This is a genomic window from Bounagaea algeriensis (assembly GCF_054491375.1).
This window is the reverse complement of sequence record NZ_CM137102.1, coordinates 3,761,150-3,780,245: the sequence shown is the minus strand read 5'-3', so window position 1 is coordinate 3,780,245 and position 19,096 is coordinate 3,761,150. Positions and strand designations below refer to the sequence as shown.

Annotated in this window: 21 protein-coding genes; 12 read left to right on the top strand and 9 right to left on the bottom strand. The window is 71.2% G+C overall.

Annotated features, from left to right (window positions below; all coding sequences use genetic code 11):
* The first annotated feature begins 19 nt into the window (after positions 1-19).
* The gene (locus ACVGV2_RS17180; protein ID WP_459163383.1) at positions 20-724 is read left to right on the top strand and encodes an SOS response-associated peptidase; all 705 of its coding nucleotides are present in this window, start codon (positions 20-22) and stop codon (positions 722-724) included.
* Positions 721-1,332 (top strand): alpha/beta hydrolase family protein, encoded by a 612-nt coding sequence (locus tag ACVGV2_RS17175; RefSeq protein WP_459163382.1) that lies wholly within the window; start codon positions 721-723, stop codon positions 1,330-1,332. The genes ACVGV2_RS17180 and ACVGV2_RS17175 overlap by 4 nt, the downstream gene beginning before the upstream one ends.
* Positions 1,333-1,341: 9 nt before the next feature.
* Here ACVGV2_RS17175 and ybaK read toward each other — a convergent pair whose 3' ends face one another.
* Entirely contained in the window at positions 1,342-1,824 is a 483-nt protein-coding gene (gene ybaK / locus ACVGV2_RS17170; protein WP_459163381.1) for a Cys-tRNA(Pro) deacylase, read from the bottom strand.
* Between the two features lie 415 nt (positions 1,825-2,239).
* On the opposite strand from ybaK, the gene ACVGV2_RS17165 reads away from it, so the two are divergent.
* Complete coding sequence (locus ACVGV2_RS17165; RefSeq protein WP_459163380.1) at positions 2,240-3,019, top strand: sigma-70 family RNA polymerase sigma factor; 780 nt, start codon at positions 2,240-2,242, stop codon at positions 3,017-3,019.
* Complete coding sequence (gene rsrA / locus ACVGV2_RS17160) at positions 3,016-3,372, top strand: mycothiol system anti-sigma-R factor (RefSeq protein ID WP_459163379.1); 357 nt, start codon at positions 3,016-3,018, stop codon at positions 3,370-3,372. The genes ACVGV2_RS17165 and rsrA overlap by 4 nt, the downstream gene beginning before the upstream one ends.
* 100 nt (positions 3,373-3,472) lie before the next feature.
* Here rsrA and ACVGV2_RS17155 read toward each other — a convergent pair whose 3' ends face one another.
* Entirely contained in the window at positions 3,473-3,556 is an 84-nt protein-coding gene (locus ACVGV2_RS17155; RefSeq protein ID WP_459160067.1) for a 50S ribosomal protein bL37, read from the bottom strand.
* A gap of 230 nt (positions 3,557-3,786) precedes the next feature.
* Here ACVGV2_RS17155 and ACVGV2_RS17150 point away from each other — a divergent pair, with 230 nt between their 5' ends.
* Both ACVGV2_RS17150 and ACVGV2_RS17145 read left to right on the top strand, forming a co-directional pair.
* Entirely contained in the window at positions 3,787-4,002 is a 216-nt protein-coding gene (locus ACVGV2_RS17150; RefSeq protein WP_459163378.1) for a biotin/lipoyl-binding carrier protein, read from the top strand.
* Positions 4,003-4,043: 41 nt separating this feature from the next.
* Positions 4,044-5,537 carry a histidine kinase N-terminal domain-containing protein gene (locus ACVGV2_RS17145; RefSeq protein WP_459163377.1) on the top strand — a complete coding sequence of 498 codons (1,494 nt, stop codon included), beginning with the start codon at positions 4,044-4,046 and terminating at the stop codon, positions 5,535-5,537.
* A gap of 392 nt (positions 5,538-5,929) precedes the next feature.
* On the opposite strand, the gene ACVGV2_RS17140 is transcribed toward ACVGV2_RS17145, so the two are convergent.
* Together ACVGV2_RS17140 and ACVGV2_RS17135 are read right to left on the bottom strand one after the other, a co-directional pair.
* The gene (locus ACVGV2_RS17140) at positions 5,930-6,184 is read right to left on the bottom strand and encodes a WhiB family transcriptional regulator (protein ID WP_459163376.1); all 255 of its coding nucleotides are present in this window, start codon (positions 6,182-6,184) and stop codon (positions 5,930-5,932) included.
* Between the two features lie 244 nt (positions 6,185-6,428).
* Positions 6,429-7,355 carry a diacylglycerol/lipid kinase family protein gene (locus ACVGV2_RS17135; protein ID WP_459163375.1) on the bottom strand — a complete coding sequence of 309 codons (927 nt, stop codon included), beginning with the start codon at positions 7,353-7,355 and terminating at the stop codon, positions 6,429-6,431.
* 307 nt (positions 7,356-7,662) lie between these two features.
* Here ACVGV2_RS17135 and ACVGV2_RS17130 point away from each other — a divergent pair, with 307 nt between their 5' ends.
* Positions 7,663-8,118, top strand: a complete 456-nt coding sequence (locus ACVGV2_RS17130; protein WP_459163374.1) for a hypothetical protein — start codon at positions 7,663-7,665, stop codon at positions 8,116-8,118.
* Between the two features lie 11 nt (positions 8,119-8,129).
* Here the strand turns inward: ACVGV2_RS17130 and ACVGV2_RS17125 are convergent, their stop codons facing one another.
* From ACVGV2_RS17125 to sodN, 3 genes are all read right to left on the bottom strand, one after another.
* Positions 8,130-8,612: a GNAT family N-acetyltransferase gene (locus ACVGV2_RS17125; protein ID WP_459163373.1), complete on the bottom strand. Its 483-nt coding sequence runs from the start codon at positions 8,610-8,612 to the stop codon at positions 8,130-8,132.
* An 18-nt stretch (positions 8,613-8,630) separates the two neighbouring features.
* On the bottom strand, positions 8,631-9,215 hold the full coding sequence (locus ACVGV2_RS17120; RefSeq protein WP_459163372.1) for an acid phosphatase: 585 nt from the start codon (positions 9,213-9,215) through the stop codon (positions 8,631-8,633).
* A gap of 222 nt (positions 9,216-9,437) precedes the next feature.
* Complete coding sequence (gene sodN, locus ACVGV2_RS17115) at positions 9,438-9,845, bottom strand: superoxide dismutase, Ni (RefSeq protein WP_459163371.1); 408 nt, start codon at positions 9,843-9,845, stop codon at positions 9,438-9,440.
* Between the two features lie 133 nt (positions 9,846-9,978).
* On the opposite strand from sodN, the gene ACVGV2_RS17110 reads away from it, so the two are divergent.
* A complete protein-coding gene (locus tag ACVGV2_RS17110) occupies positions 9,979-10,251 on the top strand; it encodes a S24/S26 family peptidase (protein ID WP_459163370.1) in 273 nt (90 codons plus the stop codon).
* Here ACVGV2_RS17110 and ACVGV2_RS17105 read toward each other — a convergent pair.
* Positions 10,237-10,845, bottom strand: coding sequence for a dTDP-4-dehydrorhamnose 3,5-epimerase family protein (locus ACVGV2_RS17105; protein WP_459163369.1), 609 nt, complete (start codon positions 10,843-10,845; stop codon positions 10,237-10,239). The genes ACVGV2_RS17110 and ACVGV2_RS17105 overlap by 15 nt on opposite strands.
* A 395-nt stretch (positions 10,846-11,240) precedes the next feature.
* On the opposite strand from ACVGV2_RS17105, the gene ACVGV2_RS17100 reads away from it, so the two are divergent.
* The 4 genes from ACVGV2_RS17100 to ACVGV2_RS17085 all read left to right on the top strand — a co-directional run bounded on the left by ACVGV2_RS17100 (position 11,241) and on the right by ACVGV2_RS17085 (position 16,964).
* Entirely contained in the window at positions 11,241-12,443 is a 1,203-nt protein-coding gene (locus ACVGV2_RS17100; RefSeq protein WP_459163368.1) for an NAD(P)-dependent malic enzyme, read from the top strand.
* Positions 12,444-12,838: 395 nt separating this feature from the next.
* On the top strand, positions 12,839-15,658 hold the full coding sequence (locus ACVGV2_RS17095; protein WP_459166033.1) for a sensor domain-containing protein: 2,820 nt from the start codon (positions 12,839-12,841) through the stop codon (positions 15,656-15,658).
* 414 nt (positions 15,659-16,072) lie between these two features.
* Positions 16,073-16,387: a hypothetical protein gene (locus ACVGV2_RS17090; protein ID WP_459163367.1), complete on the top strand. Its 315-nt coding sequence runs from the start codon at positions 16,073-16,075 to the stop codon at positions 16,385-16,387.
* A 136-nt stretch (positions 16,388-16,523) separates the two neighbouring features.
* Positions 16,524-16,964, top strand: a complete 441-nt coding sequence (locus ACVGV2_RS17085) for a hypothetical protein (protein ID WP_459163366.1) — start codon at positions 16,524-16,526, stop codon at positions 16,962-16,964.
* A 198-nt stretch (positions 16,965-17,162) separates the two neighbouring features.
* Here the strand turns inward: ACVGV2_RS17085 and ACVGV2_RS17080 are convergent, their stop codons facing one another.
* Complete coding sequence (locus tag ACVGV2_RS17080; RefSeq protein ID WP_459163365.1) at positions 17,163-18,947, bottom strand: bis-aminopropyl spermidine synthase family protein; 1,785 nt, start codon at positions 18,945-18,947, stop codon at positions 17,163-17,165.
* Positions 18,948-19,096: the final 149 nt, after the last annotated feature.

The following is a 19,096-nucleotide window of genomic DNA, read 5'->3' as shown; positions in this document are numbered from 1 at the left end:
TGATGCGAACGGAGCGGCGATGTGCGGTCGGTACGCCGTGCACCGCGATCCCGCCGCGCTGGCCGCGGAGTTCGCGGGCGCGGACAAGGTCGGTGCCCACCTCGGTCCGGATTTCAACGTGACGCCCGCCAGGACGGTGCCGATCGTCGTGCAGCGCGGGGCGGAGCGCAGCCTGCGGCCGGTGCAGTGGGGGCTGCTGCCGGAGTGGGCAGCCGACGACGCCAAACCGCTGATCAACGCGCGTGCCGAGACGCTGACGAGCAAACCCGCGTTCGCCGAGGCCGCCGCGCGGCGGCGCTGCCTCATGCCCGCCACCGGCTGGTACGAGTGGCAGCCGGGTCGGCGGCAGCCGTTCCTGTGCACCAGGCGGGACGGTGGCGCGAGCCTGGCGATGGCTGCGGTGTTCACGGCCCGTCGGGTCGCCGGGCGCCGCGATCCGCTGGTCACCTGCGCTGTGGTCACCACCGCTGCGGTGGGGGAATTCGCCGAGATCCACCCGCGGACGCCCCTGGTGCTGCCGAGCCGGCAGTGGGCGGAGTGGTTGGACCCGGAGCGTGCGGAGATCGACGAGCTGCTGGCTCCGGCCCCGGACATGCTGTCGGACATCACGGTTCAGCCCGCGTCCGTCGAGGTGAACAACATGCGCAACAACCATCCAGGACTGCTCGACCCGGCCGCGGCCGAACCGGAGCCCGCTGTGCAGACCGCGCTGTTCGAGTCATGACGACGCTCGACCTGTCCACTCCGCACGGTCCGGCGCGTGCCACGTTGCACCGCGCCTCGGAAGGCCGTGCCCTGCTGCTGCTCGGGCACGGGGCGGGCGGGGGCGTCGATGCGGCCGATCTCGTGGCGGTCACGCGCACGGCGACCGCGGCCGGGGTGCACGTGGCGCTCGTGGAGCAGCCCTACCGCGTGGCCGGGCGACGCGCCCCCGCGCCCGCGCGCCAGCTCGACGCGGCGTGGCTGGCGGTGGCCGAGGAGCTGGACGAGCGGCGGTTCACCGACCTGCCGTGGATCTTCGGCGGGCGTTCCGCCGGGGCGCGGGTGGCTTGCCGCACCGCCGACGCGGGCGGGGCCTCGGCGGTGCTGTGCCTGGCGTTCCCGCTGCACCCGCCGGGCAAGCCGGAGAAGTCGCGCCTGTCCGAGTTGACCGAGGTGGATCTGCCGGTGCTGGTGGTGCAGGGCGAACGCGACACGTTCGGCCAACCGCCGCCCACGCACGACCGCGAGGTGGTGCTCGTGCCCGGCGATCACGCGCTGCGCTCCGACATCGCCGCCGTGTCGCGCGCGGTCGACGAGTGGTTGACCCGGCTCCTGCGCCTGATCGACTGAGGCCTGCTGCTAACCCGTTGCGGCGATGTCGGCGACGCGGGCGCCGAGCAGGTCCACGAGGTCCTGCGGGGCGAGTTCGATCTGGAGGCCGCGCCGGCCGCCGCTGCACAGAACCGTCGTGTGCTCGAGCGCGGTGGCGTGCACCACGGCGGACAACCGCTTCTTCTGCCCGAGCGGGGAGATGCCGCCGGCCACGTATCCGGTGGCGCGTTCGGCCGCCTCCGCATCGGCCATCCGCGCTCTCTTCCCGGCGGACGCGGCGGCGAGCGCTTTGAGGTCGAGCCGGTCGGCGGTCGGCAGCACGGCCGCGACCAGCGTCCCGTCCACGTCGGCGACGAGCGTTTTGAGCAACCGCTCGGGTGCTACGCCGAGGTGTTCGGCTGCTTCGTGCCCGAAGGACGTTGCGTGCGGGTCGTGCGCGTACTCGTGCAGCCGGTGCGTGATGCCGTGCCGGGTGAGCAGTTTCGTGGCCGGAGTGCCCTTGCCTGCCATGAGCCGCAGTGTAGGGAGCGGGCGGCGCAGGGACTGGCAGCGCAGGAACTGGCGGCGCAGGGATTGGCGGCGCAGGGATTGGCAGCGCAGGGATTGGCGGTGCAGGGACTGGCGGCGCAGCCGGGTGATCGTCCGGACCGCGGCGCGTCCCGCCCGGGCCGGTGCGTCCCCGCTCGGACGTGGTCGACGACACGCAGGCCGGCGCGGGAATAGCGGCTCGTGATCGCGTGTTGCACGCGGTGTGAAACGCGATGCGACTTGCGTGCTGGACCGCCCGGAGCAGGCTGGCGGTGGTGACCGCTCGTCTTCCGTGCGGACCCCCGAGTCCCCGGTATCCTGGAAGACGGACCATGCGCGCGAAGCCATGGGATCATCGTCTACCCCGAACTCGTCGCAGCGACGGGAAAGGAGTCCGGTGCCCAGCACCTCAGGCAACGAGACCGAATCCCCGGACAGCACGGGAACGCTCGCACCGGCCGATGCCGCCCGCTCGGCGGATTCCGCGCAGGACACCGCCGCGCAGGCGACGGCTGCGGAGGACGCTCCCCCGGAGGACGCTCCCGCGGAGAACTCCGCCGCGGAGGACACCGCTGCGGAGGAGACCGAGCAGGAGCGCGCCGCGCGGTTCGAACGCGACGCGATGCCGCTGCTGGACCAGCTGTACGGGGCGGCTCTGCGGATGACGCGGAACGCGCAGGACGCCGAGGACCTGGTGCAGGAGACGTATCTCAAGGCGTACTCCAGGTTCAAGACGTTCACCCGGGGCACGAACCTCAAGGCGTGGTTGTACCGGATCCTGACCAACACCTACATCAACGGCTACCGCAAGCGGCAGCGCCAGCCGCAGCAGCAGCCGACCGACGAGATCGCCGACTGGCAGTTGGCCCAGGCGGAGAACCACTCGTCGACGGGTTTGCGGTCCGCGGAGATGGAGGCGCTCGACCGGCTGCCGGACAGCGACGTGAAGAACGCGCTGCAGCAGTTGGGCGAGGAGTTCCGCATGGTCGTGTACCTGGCGGATGTGGAGGGCTTCGCCTACAAGGAGATCGCCGAGATCATGGACACGCCGATCGGCACGGTGATGTCGCGGTTGCACCGCGGGCGTCGCCAGCTGCGCGACATGCTCGCCGGCGTGGCCCGTGACCGCGGTCTCATGCGGGCTCGGCAGCAGCAGGAGGAGGTGAGCACGCCATGAGCGCGCACGAGTCCCACGAGACCTCCTGCGAAGACGTGCTCTCCGAAGTCTGGCTCTTCCTCGACAACGAGTGCGACGAACAGCGCCGGGCGGCCGTGCAGCGCCACCTCGACGACTGCGGTTCCTGCCTGGAGCACTACGGCATCGAGGAGCACATCAAAGCGCTGCTGCACCGCAAGTGCCAGGGGGAGCACGCGCCGAGCGAGCTGCGTGAACGCCTGCGGACCTCGATCCGCGACGCGGTGCTGCGGCAGGCGCAGGTCACCGTGGAGGAGGGGCCCGGCGGCACCTCGGTGGAGGTGCGGACGTGGGAGTCCTCCGCCACCCGTTCCTGGGACGCCGCAGGCGATTGACCAGTGGGACAACGATCGACGATGACGTTGTCGTGCATGAAAAAACCCCGGATGGTGACTCCGTGGAGTCCCTCCGGGGTTTTCTGACGTTCCGCACCGCTCAGCCGCGTCCGGCGTTGGGACGCTTGCCGTGGTTGGCGTTGTTCTTGCGGCGGTCCTTCTTCTTGCGGGCCCGCTTACCCATGGCCTCTCCCTCAAGGTTGGCTTGCGTCACCAGCCGACCCTGGGCATCGCGCGAGCGGCGCCTCGCCGACGAACACCCGGCCAAGCTGGGCTTTTCCGTCCCCCAGTCTGCCATGGCCACCACCTGGTGCCGTGAGGTGGTGGCGTTCGTGGTTTCCTGTGCGGTGTCCGTTGTCGGATGCCCGCCGGCTCGTCGGTCGGGGGACGCGGCGGGTACGAGGAGGGGAAGCGATGGCCGAGGAGATCCGCGCCGAACTGGTCGCCAACGTCATGTCGGTGTCCGTGGCGGCGGGTGACGCGGTGACCAGCGGCGACTCGGTGGTGGTGCTGGAGTCGATGAAGATGGAGATCCCGGTGCTGTCCGAGTCCGCCGGAAACGTGCGCGAAGTCGCCGTGCGCAGCGGTGACGTGGTGCGAGAAGGCGATCTGATCGCAGTCGTGGAGTGAGCCGTGATCGCGCGAACGTTCCCGGCGAGCGAGGTCCCCCGGTGTCCACGCTGAGCGACCTGCTGGCGGAGCACACCCGGTTGTCCGGTGCGGCGGCGGACCACCTGCAGCTGGTCGTCGCCGAGTGGCAGCTGCTGTCCGACCTGTCGTTCGCGGACTTCCTGCTGTGGGTGCCGGTCGGACCGGACGAGGATCCGGCGAACCGGTTCATCTGCGTCGCGCAGGCGCGGCCGACCACTGCGCCGACGGCCCACCCGGAGGACGTGGTCAGCAGCGAGGTGACCGAGCAGGAGCACCCGCAGCTGCGTCAAGCGTCGTCCGAGGGACGCATCTGCCGCGAGGAGGACCCGCGGTGGCACCTGGGAGTGCCGGTGCGGCGCGAGACGATCCCGGTGCGCCTCGGTGACGACGTCATCGCGGTGCTCGGCCGGGACACGAATCTGGCGGTGCCGCGCGTCCCGAGTCCGCTGGAGATCTCCTACCTGGGCAGTTCCGCGGACCTGTGCCAGATGGTGGCCGACGGGGCGTTCCCCACACCGGAACCGGCTCCGGACGTGCACACGAGTCCGCGGGTCGGCGACGGCCTGGTGCGGCTGGACAGCGCGGGCACCGTGGTGTTCGTCAGCCCGAACGCGCTGTCGGCCTACCACCGCATGGGGCACGCGGCCGATCTCGTGGGGGCGCAGTTGGCGCCGCTGACGCGTTCGCTGCTGTCGGACCCGTTCGACGCGGACGAGGTCGTCGAGCGGATGCGCCGCGCGGTCTCCGGCGAGCCGAGCATGCGGATCGAGGCCGAAGCCCGCGGGGCCACCGTTCTGTTCCGCGCGCTTCCGCTGCACCCGCGAGGGCAGAGTGCCGGCGCGTTGGTGCTGGTGCGGGACGTCACCGAGGTCAAGCGGCGCGACCGGGCGTTGCTGTCGAAGGACGCGACGATCCGGGAGATCCACCACCGCGTGAAGAACAACCTGCAGACCGTCGCCGCGTTGCTGCGGCTGCAGGGGCGGCGCACCGGCAACGCGGGTGCGCGCTCGGCGTTGGACGAGTCGGTGCGGCGGGTGACGTCGATCGCGCTGGTGCACGAGACGCTGTCCATGTCGGTGGACGAGCGGGTGGATCTGGACGACGTGGTCGACCGGGTCATCCCGGTGATGAGCGATGTGGCCACCGCGGACACCGGTGTGCAGGTCGGCCGGCAAGGCCGGTTCGGGGTCGTCGCTGCGGAGTTGGCCACGCCGCTGGTGATGGTGTTGACCGAGCTCGTGCAGAACGCGTTGGAGCACGCGTTCTCGGACGGTCAGGGTGGCGAGGTCACCGTGCGGGCGGAGCGTTCGGCGCGGTGGCTCGACGTCGTCATCTCCGATGACGGGCGGGGACTGCCGGCGGGCTTCTCCCTGGAGCAGGCCGAACACCTCGGCCTGCAGATCGTGCGGACTCTCGTGGAGTCCGAACTGCGGGGCTCGTTGAGCCTGCGCACCCGGGCGCAGCACAGCGGCACCGAAGCGGTGCTCCGGGTGCCGCTCAAGTACCGCCGGTGAGGACCGGCTCGCTTCCGCGGGGAAACCGGCTGCGCGGGGAAACCGGCGCCGCGGGGAAACCGGCGCCGCGGGGAAACCGGCGCCGCGGCGAGCTCCGCCGGACGGGAGCCCGGCTCCGCGGGTGCGGTGCGGAGCCCGGCTCCTGATCGTCCGGCGGAGTCCTGCGGTGGTGGCCGCTTCGCGGTCGTGGCGCGTCGATGGTGGGTGCGCTCGGAACGGGGTGCGCACCGGCGGCCGGTCCGCCGCGGCTGCCGCGACGTCGACGCTGGCCGGCCGGGGATGTGCTCGGCTACGGGGGATCGGTGCTGAGTCCCTTCAAGCTGAGTCCCTTCAAACGACGTGGGGTCGGGTGTGGTTGTCGTGTCCGGCCCCACGTGGGGTGAAGGGAGTGCTCAGACGTTGCTCCGGGTGCGGGCGCGCGAGTTGCGGCGCTTGAGCGCACGCCGCTCGTCCTCGCTCATACCGCCCCAGACGCCCGCGTCCTGACCGGTCTCCAAGGCCCAGGCAAGGCACTCGGAGACGACAGGGCAACGGCGGCATACGGCCTTCGCCTCGTTGATCTGCAGCAACGCAGGCCCGCTGTTCCCCACGGGGAAGAAGAGTTCGGGGTCTTCGTCACGGCAAACCGCGCGGTCGCGCCAGTCCATCGTCCTTGCTCCTCGCTAGGCACGCTCGTGCGCGCCGGTCGTGGTTCGGGGTGTTTGTGAATGCTTTCACGGAGTCCGTGCGCTTGTGAATGCTTTCACGAACTGCCGCGATGTCAAGGGGTCGATCTTGCCCGGTGAGCGAGCTCACTCGAAGATCGACGGAGCTTGACCTGGGGTTCGGTTCGACGATGGTGCACACGCGGAGGCCCTGTGCGCACGTCGAAGCGCAGCCGTTGCGGGAAGGTTATACGGCGACGCGAAGTGCGGCCGGCGCTGAGCGGAAGACCACCCCGGAGCGCTCGCCCGCGCTGTCACCGTCGACCTGAAGCCGTGACGGCACGTGACACGTTACGCAAAGACGTGCCACGTTCGCACTCCAAAATGAGTTTCTTCCGTGTGGTTTCCCTCTATCGCGGAGTGCTGACGCGATATATGACAACACAGCGTGAACACGCATGCTGCGCATGCCGACGACGCCGAGTCCGTCATCGAAGCTCGTGCCAGGGGAAAGGCGAACAGGGCGGGAGCCGAAGTAGGTCCACGGGTCCGTGTTGGCCACGAAAACGCTGTGCAAGCTGTCAACCGGTTGGGTGTCATCGGCACGAACCGTGATCATCGGCGCGCAGCGGGCCATGTGCAAGTAGCGCTCCAGCGCCGTGCGCGCGTACAACCCGGGCGTGACCGGACGCCCCCGCTGGCGGTGCCGCTCGACCGCCGCGACGACCTCCGCGTCCCAACCGAGGCCGGCGTTGAAGGTGAACCAGCGCTCGTCGGCGCGGCCCAGGCTCACCCAGCGGCTGCGACCCTCGTGCAGCGCGCGCAGCAGCCAGTGCGTCGCCTCGATCGGGTCGCGGGGCGTGCCGAGCGCGCGGGCGAACACGTTCGCCGAACCACCGGGCACCACGCCGAGCAGCGGCAGGGCGGGATCCCCCGGTGCGCGTTCGGCCAGCATGCCGTTGACCACTTCGTTGACGGTGCCGTCGCCGCCGTGGGCGATGAGCACGTCCGCGCCCTCGCGGGTGGCCGTGCGCGCCGTCTCGGCCGCATGGCCCGCGCAGCGGGTTTGCACCACGTCCAGCTCGAGTTCGCTGGCCAGTGCGTGGGCGAGCACGTCGCGCCCCGCCGCGGTGGTGGCGGTGGCCTGCGGATTGACCACGAGGATGGCACGCACGACCGCAGCCTATGCCAGCGCGCGTCGATCACCGGTACCGGGCGAGGACGGGTACCGGTGCGGGGCGGTGTCGGCGCGCGGCGGGCCTGCACCCCGGAGCACACCCGACGCGCGACACCCGACAACCCGGTCACGAGCAGGCGGAACACCCCGAAAGCCCGCTCGCTGCATCGTGACCCCACCCATCATGGACCGTGCTGACGCTCGCAGTCATGCGGCGTTCGGGCGTATTACCATCGACGAGTGCGCACGTTCAGTGACCACTGGGCGTCCTCCCCGTCCGCGAAGTCCGGAAAGGCGTGTTCCCGTGTCCTCTGAAGCATCCGCGTCCGGCGCGTCGATTCCGCGGAGCGTGCGAGTCGCCGGAGCGATCACGACACTGCAGGCGCTGTTCGGTTGGGGTTTCGTCATCGCCCTGCTGATCCGCGGCACCTCGGACGAGCTCGGCGCCGTCGGCACGCTGCACCGGCAGCAGACCTACGGCGAAGCCGGCTACTACGCCTTCCTCGCAGCCTGCGTGCTCGCCGCGGGGATCGGGCTGCTCAAGGGCAAGCACTGGGCGCGCACGCCCGCGCTGCTGCTGCAACTGCTGCTGCTCGGCACCGCCTGGTACGCGATGGGCCCCTCCGAGCGGCCGTCCGTCGCGTTCGCGCTGGCGGTGCCCGCGGTGGCGGTGCTGTACTTCCTGTTCAACCGCGACGGGCGGAGCTGGTCCTGGAACGCGGGCATGGCGCCGGACGCGGACCGCTCCGAGTCGGGGTAGGCGGCGGGTCGCTACGACGACTGGTCCCCCGCGGCGAACGCTTCGAGCGCGGCCCGGCTCATCCGGTAGCCGGTCCACTCGTCGAGCGCGTCCGCTCCGGCGGCCTCGTAGAAGCGGATGGCCGGTTCGTTCCAGTCGAGCACCGACCACTCCAGCCGGGCGTAGCCGTGCTCGAGGCACTCGCGGGCCAGCGCGCGCAGCAGCGCCTTGCCGAACCCGTGGCCGCGGTGCTCCGGGCGGACGTAGAGGTCCTCCAGGTAGATCCCGTGCGCGCCCTCCCAGGTGGAGAAGTTCAGGAACCACAGGGCGAAGCCGGCGACCCGGTCCTCGTGCTCGGCGATGTGGCCGAACAGCGCAGCGTCGTCGGCGAACAGCGCGTTCTTCAGCGCCTCGGTGGTGAGGTGGCACTGCTCCGCGGCCCGCTCGTAGCGCGCGAGTTCGTGCACCAGGTCGACGACGGCGGGCACGTCGGCTTCGGTGATCCGGCGAATCATGTTCTGCCTCCTGCGCGGTCAGTCCATCGGCGGGACGTTGGCGTGCACGAGCTGGGCGACGCCGCGTTCGTGGCCGAGCACGGTGATACCGGCGGCGTCGAGCGCGTAGCGGACCCCGTCGGAGATCGGGCGGTCCAGCCAGCGCGCGACCAGGCAGCGGCTGAAGTGCCCGTGTCCGATGAGGACGACGTCGGAGCCGGCGGCGCGGGCGCGGGAGAGCACCGCGTCGGCCCGCTGCGCGACCTCCTGGGCCGTCTCCCCGCCCGGCACCCCGTGCGTCCACAGTGTCCAGCCGGGCACCTCCTCGCGGATCTCCGGGGTGGTGCGGCCCTCGTAGTCGCCGTAGTCCCACTCCGCCAGCTGCGGCTCCACGGCGGAGGTTTCGAGGCCGGCCAGCCGGGCGGTTTCCCGCGCGCGCTGCCGCGGACTCACCAGCACCAGCGCGGGGGCGGTGCCGCGCAGCGCGTGCAGCGAGCGCCCCGCGCGTTCGGCGGCCCGCTCTCCCGCCGCCGTGAGCGGGATGTCGGTGCGGCCGGTGTGCCGGCCGTTGCTGGACCACGCGGTTTCGCCGTGGCGGAGGAGGTAGATCCGGTGTGCTGGCACGTCTGCAGAGCTTAAAGCTCCGAGACCGCCAGCCGTGCGCGGCCCGCTGCGGGCGTGCGCCGGGCCGTCGTGAGGTAGCTCCGGCAGTGGTGCGGCCCTCTGGGGCGTCCGTGGGCCTCCTGGGCCTCCTGTGGGCCGTCTCAGAAGGCCAAACGACGAAAAGAGACGCTGACCAACGAAGGGTCGTCTTCGCAGGTCAGCGTCTCAATCAGCGCTGTGCGCTCAGCCGTTCTTGGTCTCCCAGAAGATCTTGTCGATCTCGGCGATGTAGTCCAGGAGCTGCTGCCCGGTCGAAGGGTCCATCGAACCCTTGGTGCCGGCGGCGCCCGCGGCCTTCGTGGCCTTGTTCACCAGTTCGTGCAACTGCGGGTACTTCTCGAAGTGGTGCGGCTTGAAGTAGTCCGTCCACAACACCCACAGGTGGTGCTTGACCAGCTCGGAGCGCTGCTCGGCGATGTTGATCGCCCGGGTGCGGAACTCCTGGTCTTCGTTGTTCTGGTACTTCTCCTGGATCGCTTTGACCGATTCGGCCTCGATCCGGGCCTGCGCCGGGTCGTAGACACCGCACGGCAGGTCGCAGTGTGCGGTCGCTTCCAGGCGCGGGCTGAGGATCCGCGACAGTAGCCGCATTGTTCCTCCCTCACAGTGAGTGCTCCGACACCGTCGACCCTACTCTTGGAGATCTACGTTGACCTAGTGGAGGTGGCAGTTGAACTCGCTCGCGTGGTGGCCCTGGCGTCGGCTCCGCGTCCGCGGACCCTCCATGGTGCCCGCGTTGCGCGACGGTGATGTGGCGTGCGTGCGGCTGCGCGGCTCTCCCCGCGCGGGTGATGTGGTGCTGGTGCGTTGGCCCGAACGCCCGGAGCAGCTGTCGGTGAAGCGCGCGGTGCGGCGTCACGGCCGGGGCTGGCACGTGGAGGGGGACAACGCCGCGGGGTCGACCGACTCGCGCGGGCTCGGTCCGGCCGAGGTGCTCGGCGTCGTGCGATGGCGGCTGTGGCCGCGGCCGGGCCGCGTGCCCTCACTGCTGTCGTAGCTGTTCGTACCGTGCGCGGCAGCTGCCGTAGTCGGGCAGCAACCCCTGCTCGGCCGCGGCGTGCAGCCCGGGCGCGGCGCGGTCCTTCTCGGACAGCACCGGTTCACCTCGCAGCCACTCCTGCCACGGCAGCCCGAGGTCCGGGTCGAGCGGGTTGATGCCGTGCTCGGCCGACGGGTTGTAGGGGGTGGAGCACAGGTAGACCACCGCGGTGTCCGCGGCGAGGGAGAGCAAGGCGTGGCCGAGGCCCTCCGGGAGGTAGACCGCGCGGTGCTCCTCCGCGTCCAGCCGCACCGCGTCCCACCGCCCGAAGGTGGGAGAACCGGTGCGCACGTCCACGACCACGTCGAGGATCGCGCCGCCTGCGCAGTAGACGTACTTCGCCTGCCCCGGCGGCACGTCGGCGAAGTGCACGCCGCGGATGACGTCGGTGGTCGAGACGCTGTTGTTCACCTGGGCGACGGTGAGCGGGTGGCCGGTGGCCGCCGCGAACGGCTCGTGCTGGAACGGCGCCACGAACTTCCCGCGGTGGTCGGGAAAGGACGGCGGGGTGAACTCGAGCGCGTCGTCGATGGTGAGTCTGCGTGTCCGCACGCTCGGAGCCTATTAGGGCCCGGTGCATCGCGGCGGTCTGCCGCGCGACTTCGCGAGGTGGATGGTTTCAGTGGCGCGCACCAGCGGATTCGCGGTCTGCTGCGCGGGTTTCCGATGCGCAGCTGCGAACCAAAAGGTTGACAAAATGTTGAAAGTACTGGTGATGTGTGACATCGGTCGCAGACAGCGGGCGGTGCGCGTGTGGCAGACTGGCCGGACCGCAGCGTCCACCCGAGCCGTTGTCCCGCACCAGGGACGGCTGGTCTCGGAAACTCGACGCCCACCGCGCCGCCCACGCTCGGCAGGTCGGCTGCGTCGAGGGGCGGTCACCGCACCGCCCGTCCACCCGGGCCGGGCCCTGCCCCGGTCACCGGCATGGCTATAGGAGGGACGCCGTGACCACCGTGAACGAAGGCACCGACACGTCCGCATCCACCGGTGCCGAACTGACCAACGAGGAAATCTTCGCCGCTCACGAAGGCGGCAAGCTGGACATCGAACTCAGCTCCAGACTGGACACCTCCCGGGACCTCTCGATCGCCTACACCCCCGGGGTGGCGCAGGTCAGCCGGGCGATCGCCAGCGACGCCGAGCTCGCCGACCGCTACACCTGGACCCAGCAGCTGGTCGCCGTGGTCAGCGACGGCACGGCGGTGCTGGGGCTCGGCGACATCGGTCCGCGTGCCTCGCTGCCCGTGATGGAGGGCAAATCGGCGCTGTTCCGCAAGTTCGCGGGCCTGAACTCGATTCCGCTGGTGCTCGACACCAACGACATCGACCAGACCGTGCAGACCCTGGTGAACCTGCGCCCCTCGTTCGGCGCGGTGAACCTGGAGGACGTCGCCGCACCGCGCTGCTTCGAGCTGGAGCGGCGGCTCGTCGAGGCGCTCGACTGCCCGGTGATGCACGACGACCAGCACGGCACGGCGGTGGTCACGCTCGCCGCGCTGCGCAACGCCTGCCGCCTGACCGACCGGGACCTCTCCGAGCAGCGCGTGGTCATCTCCGGCGCGGGCGCCGCGGGCGTGGCCTGCGCGCGCATCCTGTACGCGGCCGGGGTGACCGACATCATCATCGGTGATTCGCGCGGCGTGCTGCACGAGGGTCGCGAGGGTCTGACGCCGATCAAGCAGGAGCTCGTCGAGTACACGAACCCGCGCGGTGTGACCGGCGCGGTCGCCGATGCGCTGCACGGCGCCGACATGTTCCTCGGGCTCTCCACGGTGCAGGTGCCGGAGGAGCACCTGGCGCGGATGGCTCCGGAAGCGATCGTGTTCGCCCTGTCCAACCCCGACCCGGAGGTCCACCCGGAGGTGGCCGCGAAGTACGCCTCGGTGGTGGCCACCGGCCGCAGCGACTTCCCGAACCAGATCAACAACGTGCTGGCCTTCCCGGGCATCTTCCGCGGTGCGCTGCAGGCCGGGGCGCGGGAGATCACCGACGGTATGAAGGTGGCGGCCGCGGAGGCCATCGCCGCGGTGGCCGCTGACGACCTCGAACCGGAGTACATCGTGCCGAGCGCGCTGGATCCGCGGGTTGCTCCCGAGGTGACCGAGGCGGTCGCCAGGGCCGCGCGGCGGGAGGGCGTCGTGCGGTAAGCGGTTCTCCGGAGGCTTCCGAGGGTTCTGTGGACCGATCGGGTGTATCCGGTCACCGCCTGCAGTCGACCGTTTAGCGAAATCGGGTGACAACCACCAAAATTGGTCAAACAGGCAGCGTAAATTCGGCGACTGGGACGCGCGTCCCAGTCGCCGAATGTGTTTCGTGCCCTACTGGCGGCCGGGTCACAACCTGCTGGGGGTGTGCCGCGTCATATCCGGGTGTGCAGCTCGTCCCGTCCGGTGCGGTGCACGGACACGCGGGGCGGACGTCCTTGCCGCGACCGGTGTTCCGAAGCGCACCGCCGGTAAGGTCCGCCGCGGGGCGCGCTGTGTTCAGGGCACACGTGCCCAGGAGAAAGGAAGCAGGTGTTGTGACCGAACGGAGCGAACGGATGCGGCGTGCGGGGATCGGACCGCGCGGAGGCACCACCGGAGCCGCCGAGCCCGCCAGGGCAGGGGCGGAGGACGTGCTGCCCGCCGCACCCGCTCTCCTCAGCGCCGCTGACGGTGCCGTGCTGCGCGCGAGCCCCGAACTGGCCGGCTTGGCGGGGGTCTCCTCGGCCGAGGACCTCGTCGGTACCAACCTCAGCCACCTGCTCAGCCAGGACGGCGCGGTCTGCTGGCTGCACGGGCAGCGGCACCGCGTGCCCGTTCGCGTGGTCAGCTGGCCGCGCCCCGGGTGCGCGGAGCAGTCGATCTCGGTGCTGGTCGACATCTCCGACCTCGCGGTGCACCCGCCGGACGGGGAGGTGCACTCCGCGGAGGGGGCGCCGGCCGCGGGCGAACTCTCCCGCGTGGGGCGGTGGGTGTACGACCCGTGCACCGGGGAGATCCACCCCAGCCCGATGGTCGCCGAGCTGCTCGGCTCGAGCTACCCGTACCCGAAGTTCGACGCGCTGCTCGCGGTGACGCATCCCGCGGACCGGGACAAGGCCGAGGAGTTCTACACCCGCCTGCTCAACGCCACCGAAGGCGTGCTGATCGAGGTCGAGCTGCGCGAACTCGCCGGTGAGCGCGTGTACCTGTGCACCGGCCGCGTCGAGTGCGGAGCGGACGGCCGCATCGAGCGCGTGCAGGGAACGGTGCAGGACGTCACCGAGCACCGGGTGCTGAAGCGCCAGTTGCAGGACGAGCGCCGCAAGCTCGAGGACGCCGAACGCATCGCGCGGCTCGGCACCTGGGAGTGGGATCCGCGCAGCGACGTCATCCGGCTGTCCGACACGTTGCACGTGCTGCTCGGGCGTCCGCCGAAGACGCACACCACGTTCTCCGGCTACCTCGACCGGGTGCATTCGGAGGACCGCGAGCGGGTGCGGGCGGCGTGGATGCCGCTGCTGCAGCGGCACGAGACGGTCGAAGTCGAGCACCGCCACGTCTGCACGGCCACCGGCACGATGCTGGTGCTGCGGCTGCGCGGCAGCGCCGCGCGCGATGCCGACGGGCGCACCCTGCTGGTGGGGACCGCGCAGGACGTCACCGAGCAGCGGGCGGCAGCGACGCGGCTCGAGCGCTCCAGCCAGCGGTTCACCGATCTCGTCTCGGTCACCCCCGTCGGCATCGGCCTGTTCGACACCGCGGGACGCCTGGTGGATGCGAACGAGGCGCTGTGCGACCTGTTCGGGTTCCGGGCCGAGCGGCTGCAGGGGCGCTCCGTGGACGAGCTACTGCATCCGGACGAGCCCGAACGCGAACTGCCGGTCCCCGCGGAGGCGGACGAGCGACTGCGCGTGCCGCAGCGGGCGTTCCGGCGCTCCGACGGGGAAGCGGTGGACTGCGAACTGCACGTGTCCCGGTCGGTGCAGGACGACGGCAGCCAGTTCTGGCTGGTGGTGTTCCAGGACATCACCGAGCGCCGCCGCGCGACCGAAGCGCTGCACTACCAGGCCACGCACGACGAGCTGACCGGGTTGCCGAACCGGGCCGCGGTCAAGACCGTGCTGTCCGGGTTGCTGCCGGCGACGGCCGACGGCGAGCTGCCGGACATCGCGGTGCTGTTCTGCGACATCGACAAGTTCAAGCGGATCAACGACGGGCTCGGCCACGACGCGGGTGATGAACTGCTCGTGGCCCTGGCGCGCCGCCTGGAACGGGGTTTGCCGGAGGGGTGCGTGGCCGCGCGCATGTCCGGCGACGAGTACGTCGTCATCTGCCGCGATCTCACCGCCGTCGGCGGGTTGGACGCGCTGGCGACCCGGGTTTCCCGGTTGCTGCGCACGGCGGTACCGGTGCACGGCCAGCTCATCCGGGTGTCCGCGTCGATCGGTGCGGTGACCCCGCGCGGGGCCGCGGACTCCGACGCCGTCGGCACGCTCGGCGGGGTGCTGCTGGGGGAGGATCTGCTCCGGTTCGCCGATGCGGCGATGTTCGAGGCCAAGAACCGCGGTGTGGGCAAGGTGTCGCTGGCCAGTCCGGCGCTGATGGCTTCGGCCGACCGGCAGTTGCAGCTCGAGGGGCAGCTGCGGGAAGCGCTGCACAGCGACGGGCTGTCGCTCGTGTACCAGCCGGTGGTGGCCACCGACGGTCGCGTGCTGGGTGCGGAGGCGCTGGTGCGGTGGCCGCACCCCGAGCGGGGGCTGTTGGCGCCCGATACGTTCCTGCCCGTGGCCGAGCAGGGCGACCTGCTGCAGGAGCTGGACCGGTGGGTGCTGCGGACGGCGCTGCGGGAGGCCGCTTCGTGGCCGGGATCCGGCGGATGTCCGGTGTCGATCTCGGTGAACCTGGGCGGGATGGTGCCGGGGGCGCCGGATTTCGTCCGCACCGTCACCGAGATCGTCGCGGAGGCGGGCATCCGGTGGAACCGCGTGGTGCTCGAAGTGGTGGAAACTGCCCTGGTCGACCTGCCCGCGCACACCCGGGCGGAGATGGCGGACCTGTCCGCTCGGGGTGTGCGGTTCGCCGTCGACGACTTCGGCACCGGTTACTCCTCGCTCGCCCGGCTGAAGGACCTGCCCGCGCAGATCATCAAGGTGGACCGCCGGTTCGTCTCCGGTGTCGGAGGCGATGCTTCGGATTTCGCGGTCACGCGCGCCGTGGTCGACATGGCGCGTGCGATGGGGCGGCGCTGCATCGCGGAGGGGGTGGAGCACGCGACCCAGTTCCACGTGCTCTCCGGGGTCGGTGTCGACGCCTATCAGGGATGGCTGTTCTCGTATCCGCTCTCGGCGGAGCGGTTCCGGGAGTTGCTCGAACGCAGTCCGCTGACCATGCCGTGACCCGGCGCTCGGGCGTGTGTACTTTTCCCGAGAAAAGTCGGCGACATTTCTCGAGAAATGTACGAACCCCTGGTCAGGTGGGGTGTGGCTGGGAGCTGGCGCGCCGGAGCACGACAGCGGAAGTCGCCCCGGCGCAGCGGGCGCGGTCGCTGCGGCAGCCGTCGCCGCACGTGGAGCGGAGGGCGCGCGCCGGTACTGCTGCCGAGTGGGAGTCCTGGCCAAATGGTGTACGAAACGTGATCACTGTTGGATGAGCTCACACGACCGGGTGATTGAGGGTGGAACGGGCGGCTCGCGCGCACAGCGCTGGGCATGCTGGGCGCCATGTGGTTGACGGCGGGCCGAGACGCCCTTCCACGCAGCCCCGCTCGCGCGACCCACGGCGCCCCTGAGGGAGAAGAGGGAGCAAGTCCGTTGCCACGTTGGATGGCCGGCGCGGACGAGGACGTGTGGCACAACCCCGTCTCCGGGGGAGAGCACCCGCGTACCGCGTGCGGCAAGAGCCTGACCACGCCGGTGCGTGCCCAGCGCGGTGACCTGCCCGTCGCGTCGGTGGAACCCGGCGCCGGTGGCGCGCCGGCCGACCCGGACGGTCCCGTCGTGTGCCCCGTCTGCGCGCGCAAACTCGGTGTCGATCCGGTCGGTGAACGCCGCACCCTGCGCGACGCGCGCCTGCAGCGCGCGCTGCACCAGGCCGAGCACCGGCCCTACGGTCGCGAACGCTCCTGAGCGGTAGGGCTTTCCGGAGCGGTCGCTCGATCGCCGTGGGCCCGGTGCGCGGTCCGCACGGTAGACGTGCGGCACCATGATCAAGCCTTTTCCGCGCCCGGAGCGGGCAGAGCGAGCGGTGGATGTGAGGAACGGCGTGCGCGAACCCGAAGACAGTCCTGCCCCGGCCAGTCCTGCCCCGATGCGGTGGCACGCCTACGTGGAGGTGCGCGACGAGCTCGCGCTGGAGGAGCTCAGCACCCGCGCGGACCGGTTGGCGCGGACCCCGGACGCCGTGTTCACCGCACCCGAACAAGCGGCCCGGTGGGTGGCGGAGACGATCGCGCGGCACCGCGTGCCGCGCACCGTGCACCTGTTCGGCTCCGAGGGCGGCACCGGCGAGCTCGGTGACGAGGCCCACCGCCGCCGCGACTACCGTTGCAACCTCCACGTGCTGCAGCGGGGCGACTCGTTGTACTACGACTTCCCGCGCAACGGTGCGCGCGTGCGGTTGTGGCTGGAAGCTGTCAACAGCGCGGCGGTGCTGCAGTCGCCCCCGGGCGAGCAGTCGGAGTCCCCGCAGCACGGTCCTCCGTGAAGAAAGCTGTCCCCGCGAGCCGCGGGCCCATGCCCCACCGAGGGCGGTCAAGGCGCTTCGCGCGCATCAGGCGGCCACGAACGTGTGGTGATGATTTGTCCCGCAAAAGCGTGGGGACAACTCACAATTTTCATGAAAATTGTGCTCACTGGAATCGTTCCAAATAGGGGTGGTGGGGCACGAGCTCCCGGTGATGAACTACCGGTCGGGCTGCGGCAAGTGCGCGAGCAGTTCGGCAATCCGGTGGCGCGGCAGGTCGACGAGGCGGAGCTGCGCGTCAGCGGTGACGGGTAGCAGTGCGGCGGCGCGGTCCTTGGCCTGCCGCTTGGACAGCGGCTCCGCCGCATGCGTGATCAGCGCCTCGCGCACGATGTTGCCGAGTTTGCCGTGCGCCCGGCCGAGCACGTCGCGCGCCGCGGAGGGCTCGTTGATGCGTTCGGCGAGCACCACAGCCGTGCGGCGCTCCGGGAAGCTGCGCAGCATCCGCAGCGCGTACTTCGGCCCGATCAGTTCGGCGAGGTCGCGCTGGGCGGCAGCGCTGGTGATGTCCGGGTGGTTGTTGTCCACCACGCAGGCCGGACGCGGCGAGTTGCACGCCAGCAGCATCCGCAGCAGCCACGCTCCCGGGTCGTCGCGCAGGTCGAACACCGGATCCCGGCCGCGGACCGGACGGGACCAGTCCGGCTCGCGCAACGCCTCCACCGTCGTACCGAGCCGCTCGCCGAGACGAGCGCGGAAATCGGCCGAAGTCTCCGACGCACCGCCTTCCACCGAACGGGCGCCGTGCGTGTAGATCGCGGCCTGCTGGTTCCGGCCCTGGCGCCGCGCCTGCGAGGTCGGCTGGCACACGTACAGGTCGCTGGCACTGCCGACGGCCTCCGCGCCGTGGTACCGGTGGAAGTCCGGCAGCACCGCGGTGAACACGAACCCCAGTCGCAGCAGCTCCTGCTGCACCTTGCGGCCCAGCGCGGGCGTGCGGGCGCTGAACCCGTAGGCCAGGTGCAGGCGGCTGTGCGCGCCGGCCATGCCCTCCAGCGCGCGAGTCGCGAACAGTGTCATGCCCTCCGGCGTGTAAGGCGGGTCGCTGAACGCGAGGTCGGCCCACTCCTGCAGCGCGGGCGGCAGGCCTCGGCGCAGGTCGGCGTGCAGCGTGCGCACCGGCAGGCCGTGCTCGGCAGCGGTCACGTCGATGTGCCGCAGGATGCGCTCGTCCACGTCGACCGCGGTGATCTCCGCGGACGGCGCGAGCAGTCCGACCGCCAGCGAGGTCAGGTCGTGGTCTCCGAGGCAGAGCAGGCGGGCGCCGGTGAGGTCGTAGTTGCTGTGCAGCCAGCGCGCGCGGGCCAGCACTGTCTCCGCCGTCGCGGTGACGTGGTCCAGGTCCCGGTCGGGACGCGGGCCCGCAGCGATGAACCCGCGCAGCAGTTCCAGCGGGGCGCCGGCTCGCCCGGCGGCACGGGCCTGCCCGGCCGCACCACCCGTCCTGAGGTCGCCGCCCGCCCCGCAGCCCCCGTCCGTTCCGGGGTCCCCGTCCGTGCCGGGCCCCCTGTCCGTGCCGGGGTCGTCGCTGCCGGTTTCGCGGAGCGACTCCGCTCCGGCGCTCACCCGCGGATCGTCGAGGTCGAACCGCGCGCGGTAGCGCTGCACCTGCTCCGGTTGCAGGCGCACCGCGGCCCCGTCGCAGTGCAGGTGCCCGCGCGCGGCCGCGAGCAGTTCGTCCACGGTGCGTCGCGGAGTGGCTGTGCGGCGCACCAGTTCGGCGCGCGTGCGCCCGCCCGCGGCGAGCAGGGCGAGCACGCGGCGCAGGGCGAGGGAGTGCACACCGGCGTCGGCGAGCAGGGCCTCGACCGCGTCGAACGGGTCGCCGGAGGTGCTGTCCTCGTGCTGCTGGCCGGGTTCGTGCTGGCCGGGTTCGTGCTGCTCGGGCCGGTGCTGCTGGCCGGGTTCGTGCTGCTGTCCGGGGGAACGCGCTGCGGATTCCATCGCGGACAGCTTACGAGCAGCAGCTGCGTGCGCCCGCGCTTCGGTGCGCCTCGGGTGCGGGCGGTCAAGTGTTAGTTCCGAAACATCGCACGTTCCGCTCCGGCGAACTAAGGTGTGCTCCCGGCCTGCGGCGGAGAGCCGCTCGCACC

Coding starts and splice junctions, on each gene's coding strand:
- ACVGV2_RS17080 (WP_459163365.1), bottom strand. CDS start 18,947: ATGGAATCCGCAGCGCGTTCCCCCGGACAGCAGCACGAACCCGGCCAG.
- ACVGV2_RS17155 (WP_459160067.1), bottom strand. CDS start 3,556: ATGGGTAAGCGGGCCCGCAAGAAGAAGGACCGCCGCAAGAACAACGCC.
- ybaK (WP_459163381.1), bottom strand. CDS start 1,824: ATGGCAGGCAAGGGCACTCCGGCCACGAAACTGCTCACCCGGCACGGC.
- ACVGV2_RS17110 (WP_459163370.1), top strand. CDS start 9,979: ATGGTGCCCGCGTTGCGCGACGGTGATGTGGCGTGCGTGCGGCTGCGC.
- ACVGV2_RS17180 (WP_459163383.1), top strand. CDS start 20: ATGTGCGGTCGGTACGCCGTGCACCGCGATCCCGCCGCGCTGGCCGCG.
- ACVGV2_RS17140 (WP_459163376.1), bottom strand. CDS start 6,184: ATGGACTGGCGCGACCGCGCGGTTTGCCGTGACGAAGACCCCGAACTC.
- ACVGV2_RS17150 (WP_459163378.1), top strand. CDS start 3,787: ATGGCCGAGGAGATCCGCGCCGAACTGGTCGCCAACGTCATGTCGGTG.
- rsrA (WP_459163379.1), top strand. CDS start 3,016: ATGAGCGCGCACGAGTCCCACGAGACCTCCTGCGAAGACGTGCTCTCC.
- sodN (WP_459163371.1), bottom strand. CDS start 9,845: ATGCGGCTACTGTCGCGGATCCTCAGCCCGCGCCTGGAAGCGACCGCA.
- ACVGV2_RS17175 (WP_459163382.1), top strand. CDS start 721: ATGACGACGCTCGACCTGTCCACTCCGCACGGTCCGGCGCGTGCCACG.
- ACVGV2_RS17125 (WP_459163373.1), bottom strand. CDS start 8,612: ATGATTCGCCGGATCACCGAAGCCGACGTGCCCGCCGTCGTCGACCTG.
- ACVGV2_RS17095 (WP_459166033.1), top strand. CDS start 12,839: ATGCGGCGTGCGGGGATCGGACCGCGCGGAGGCACCACCGGAGCCGCC.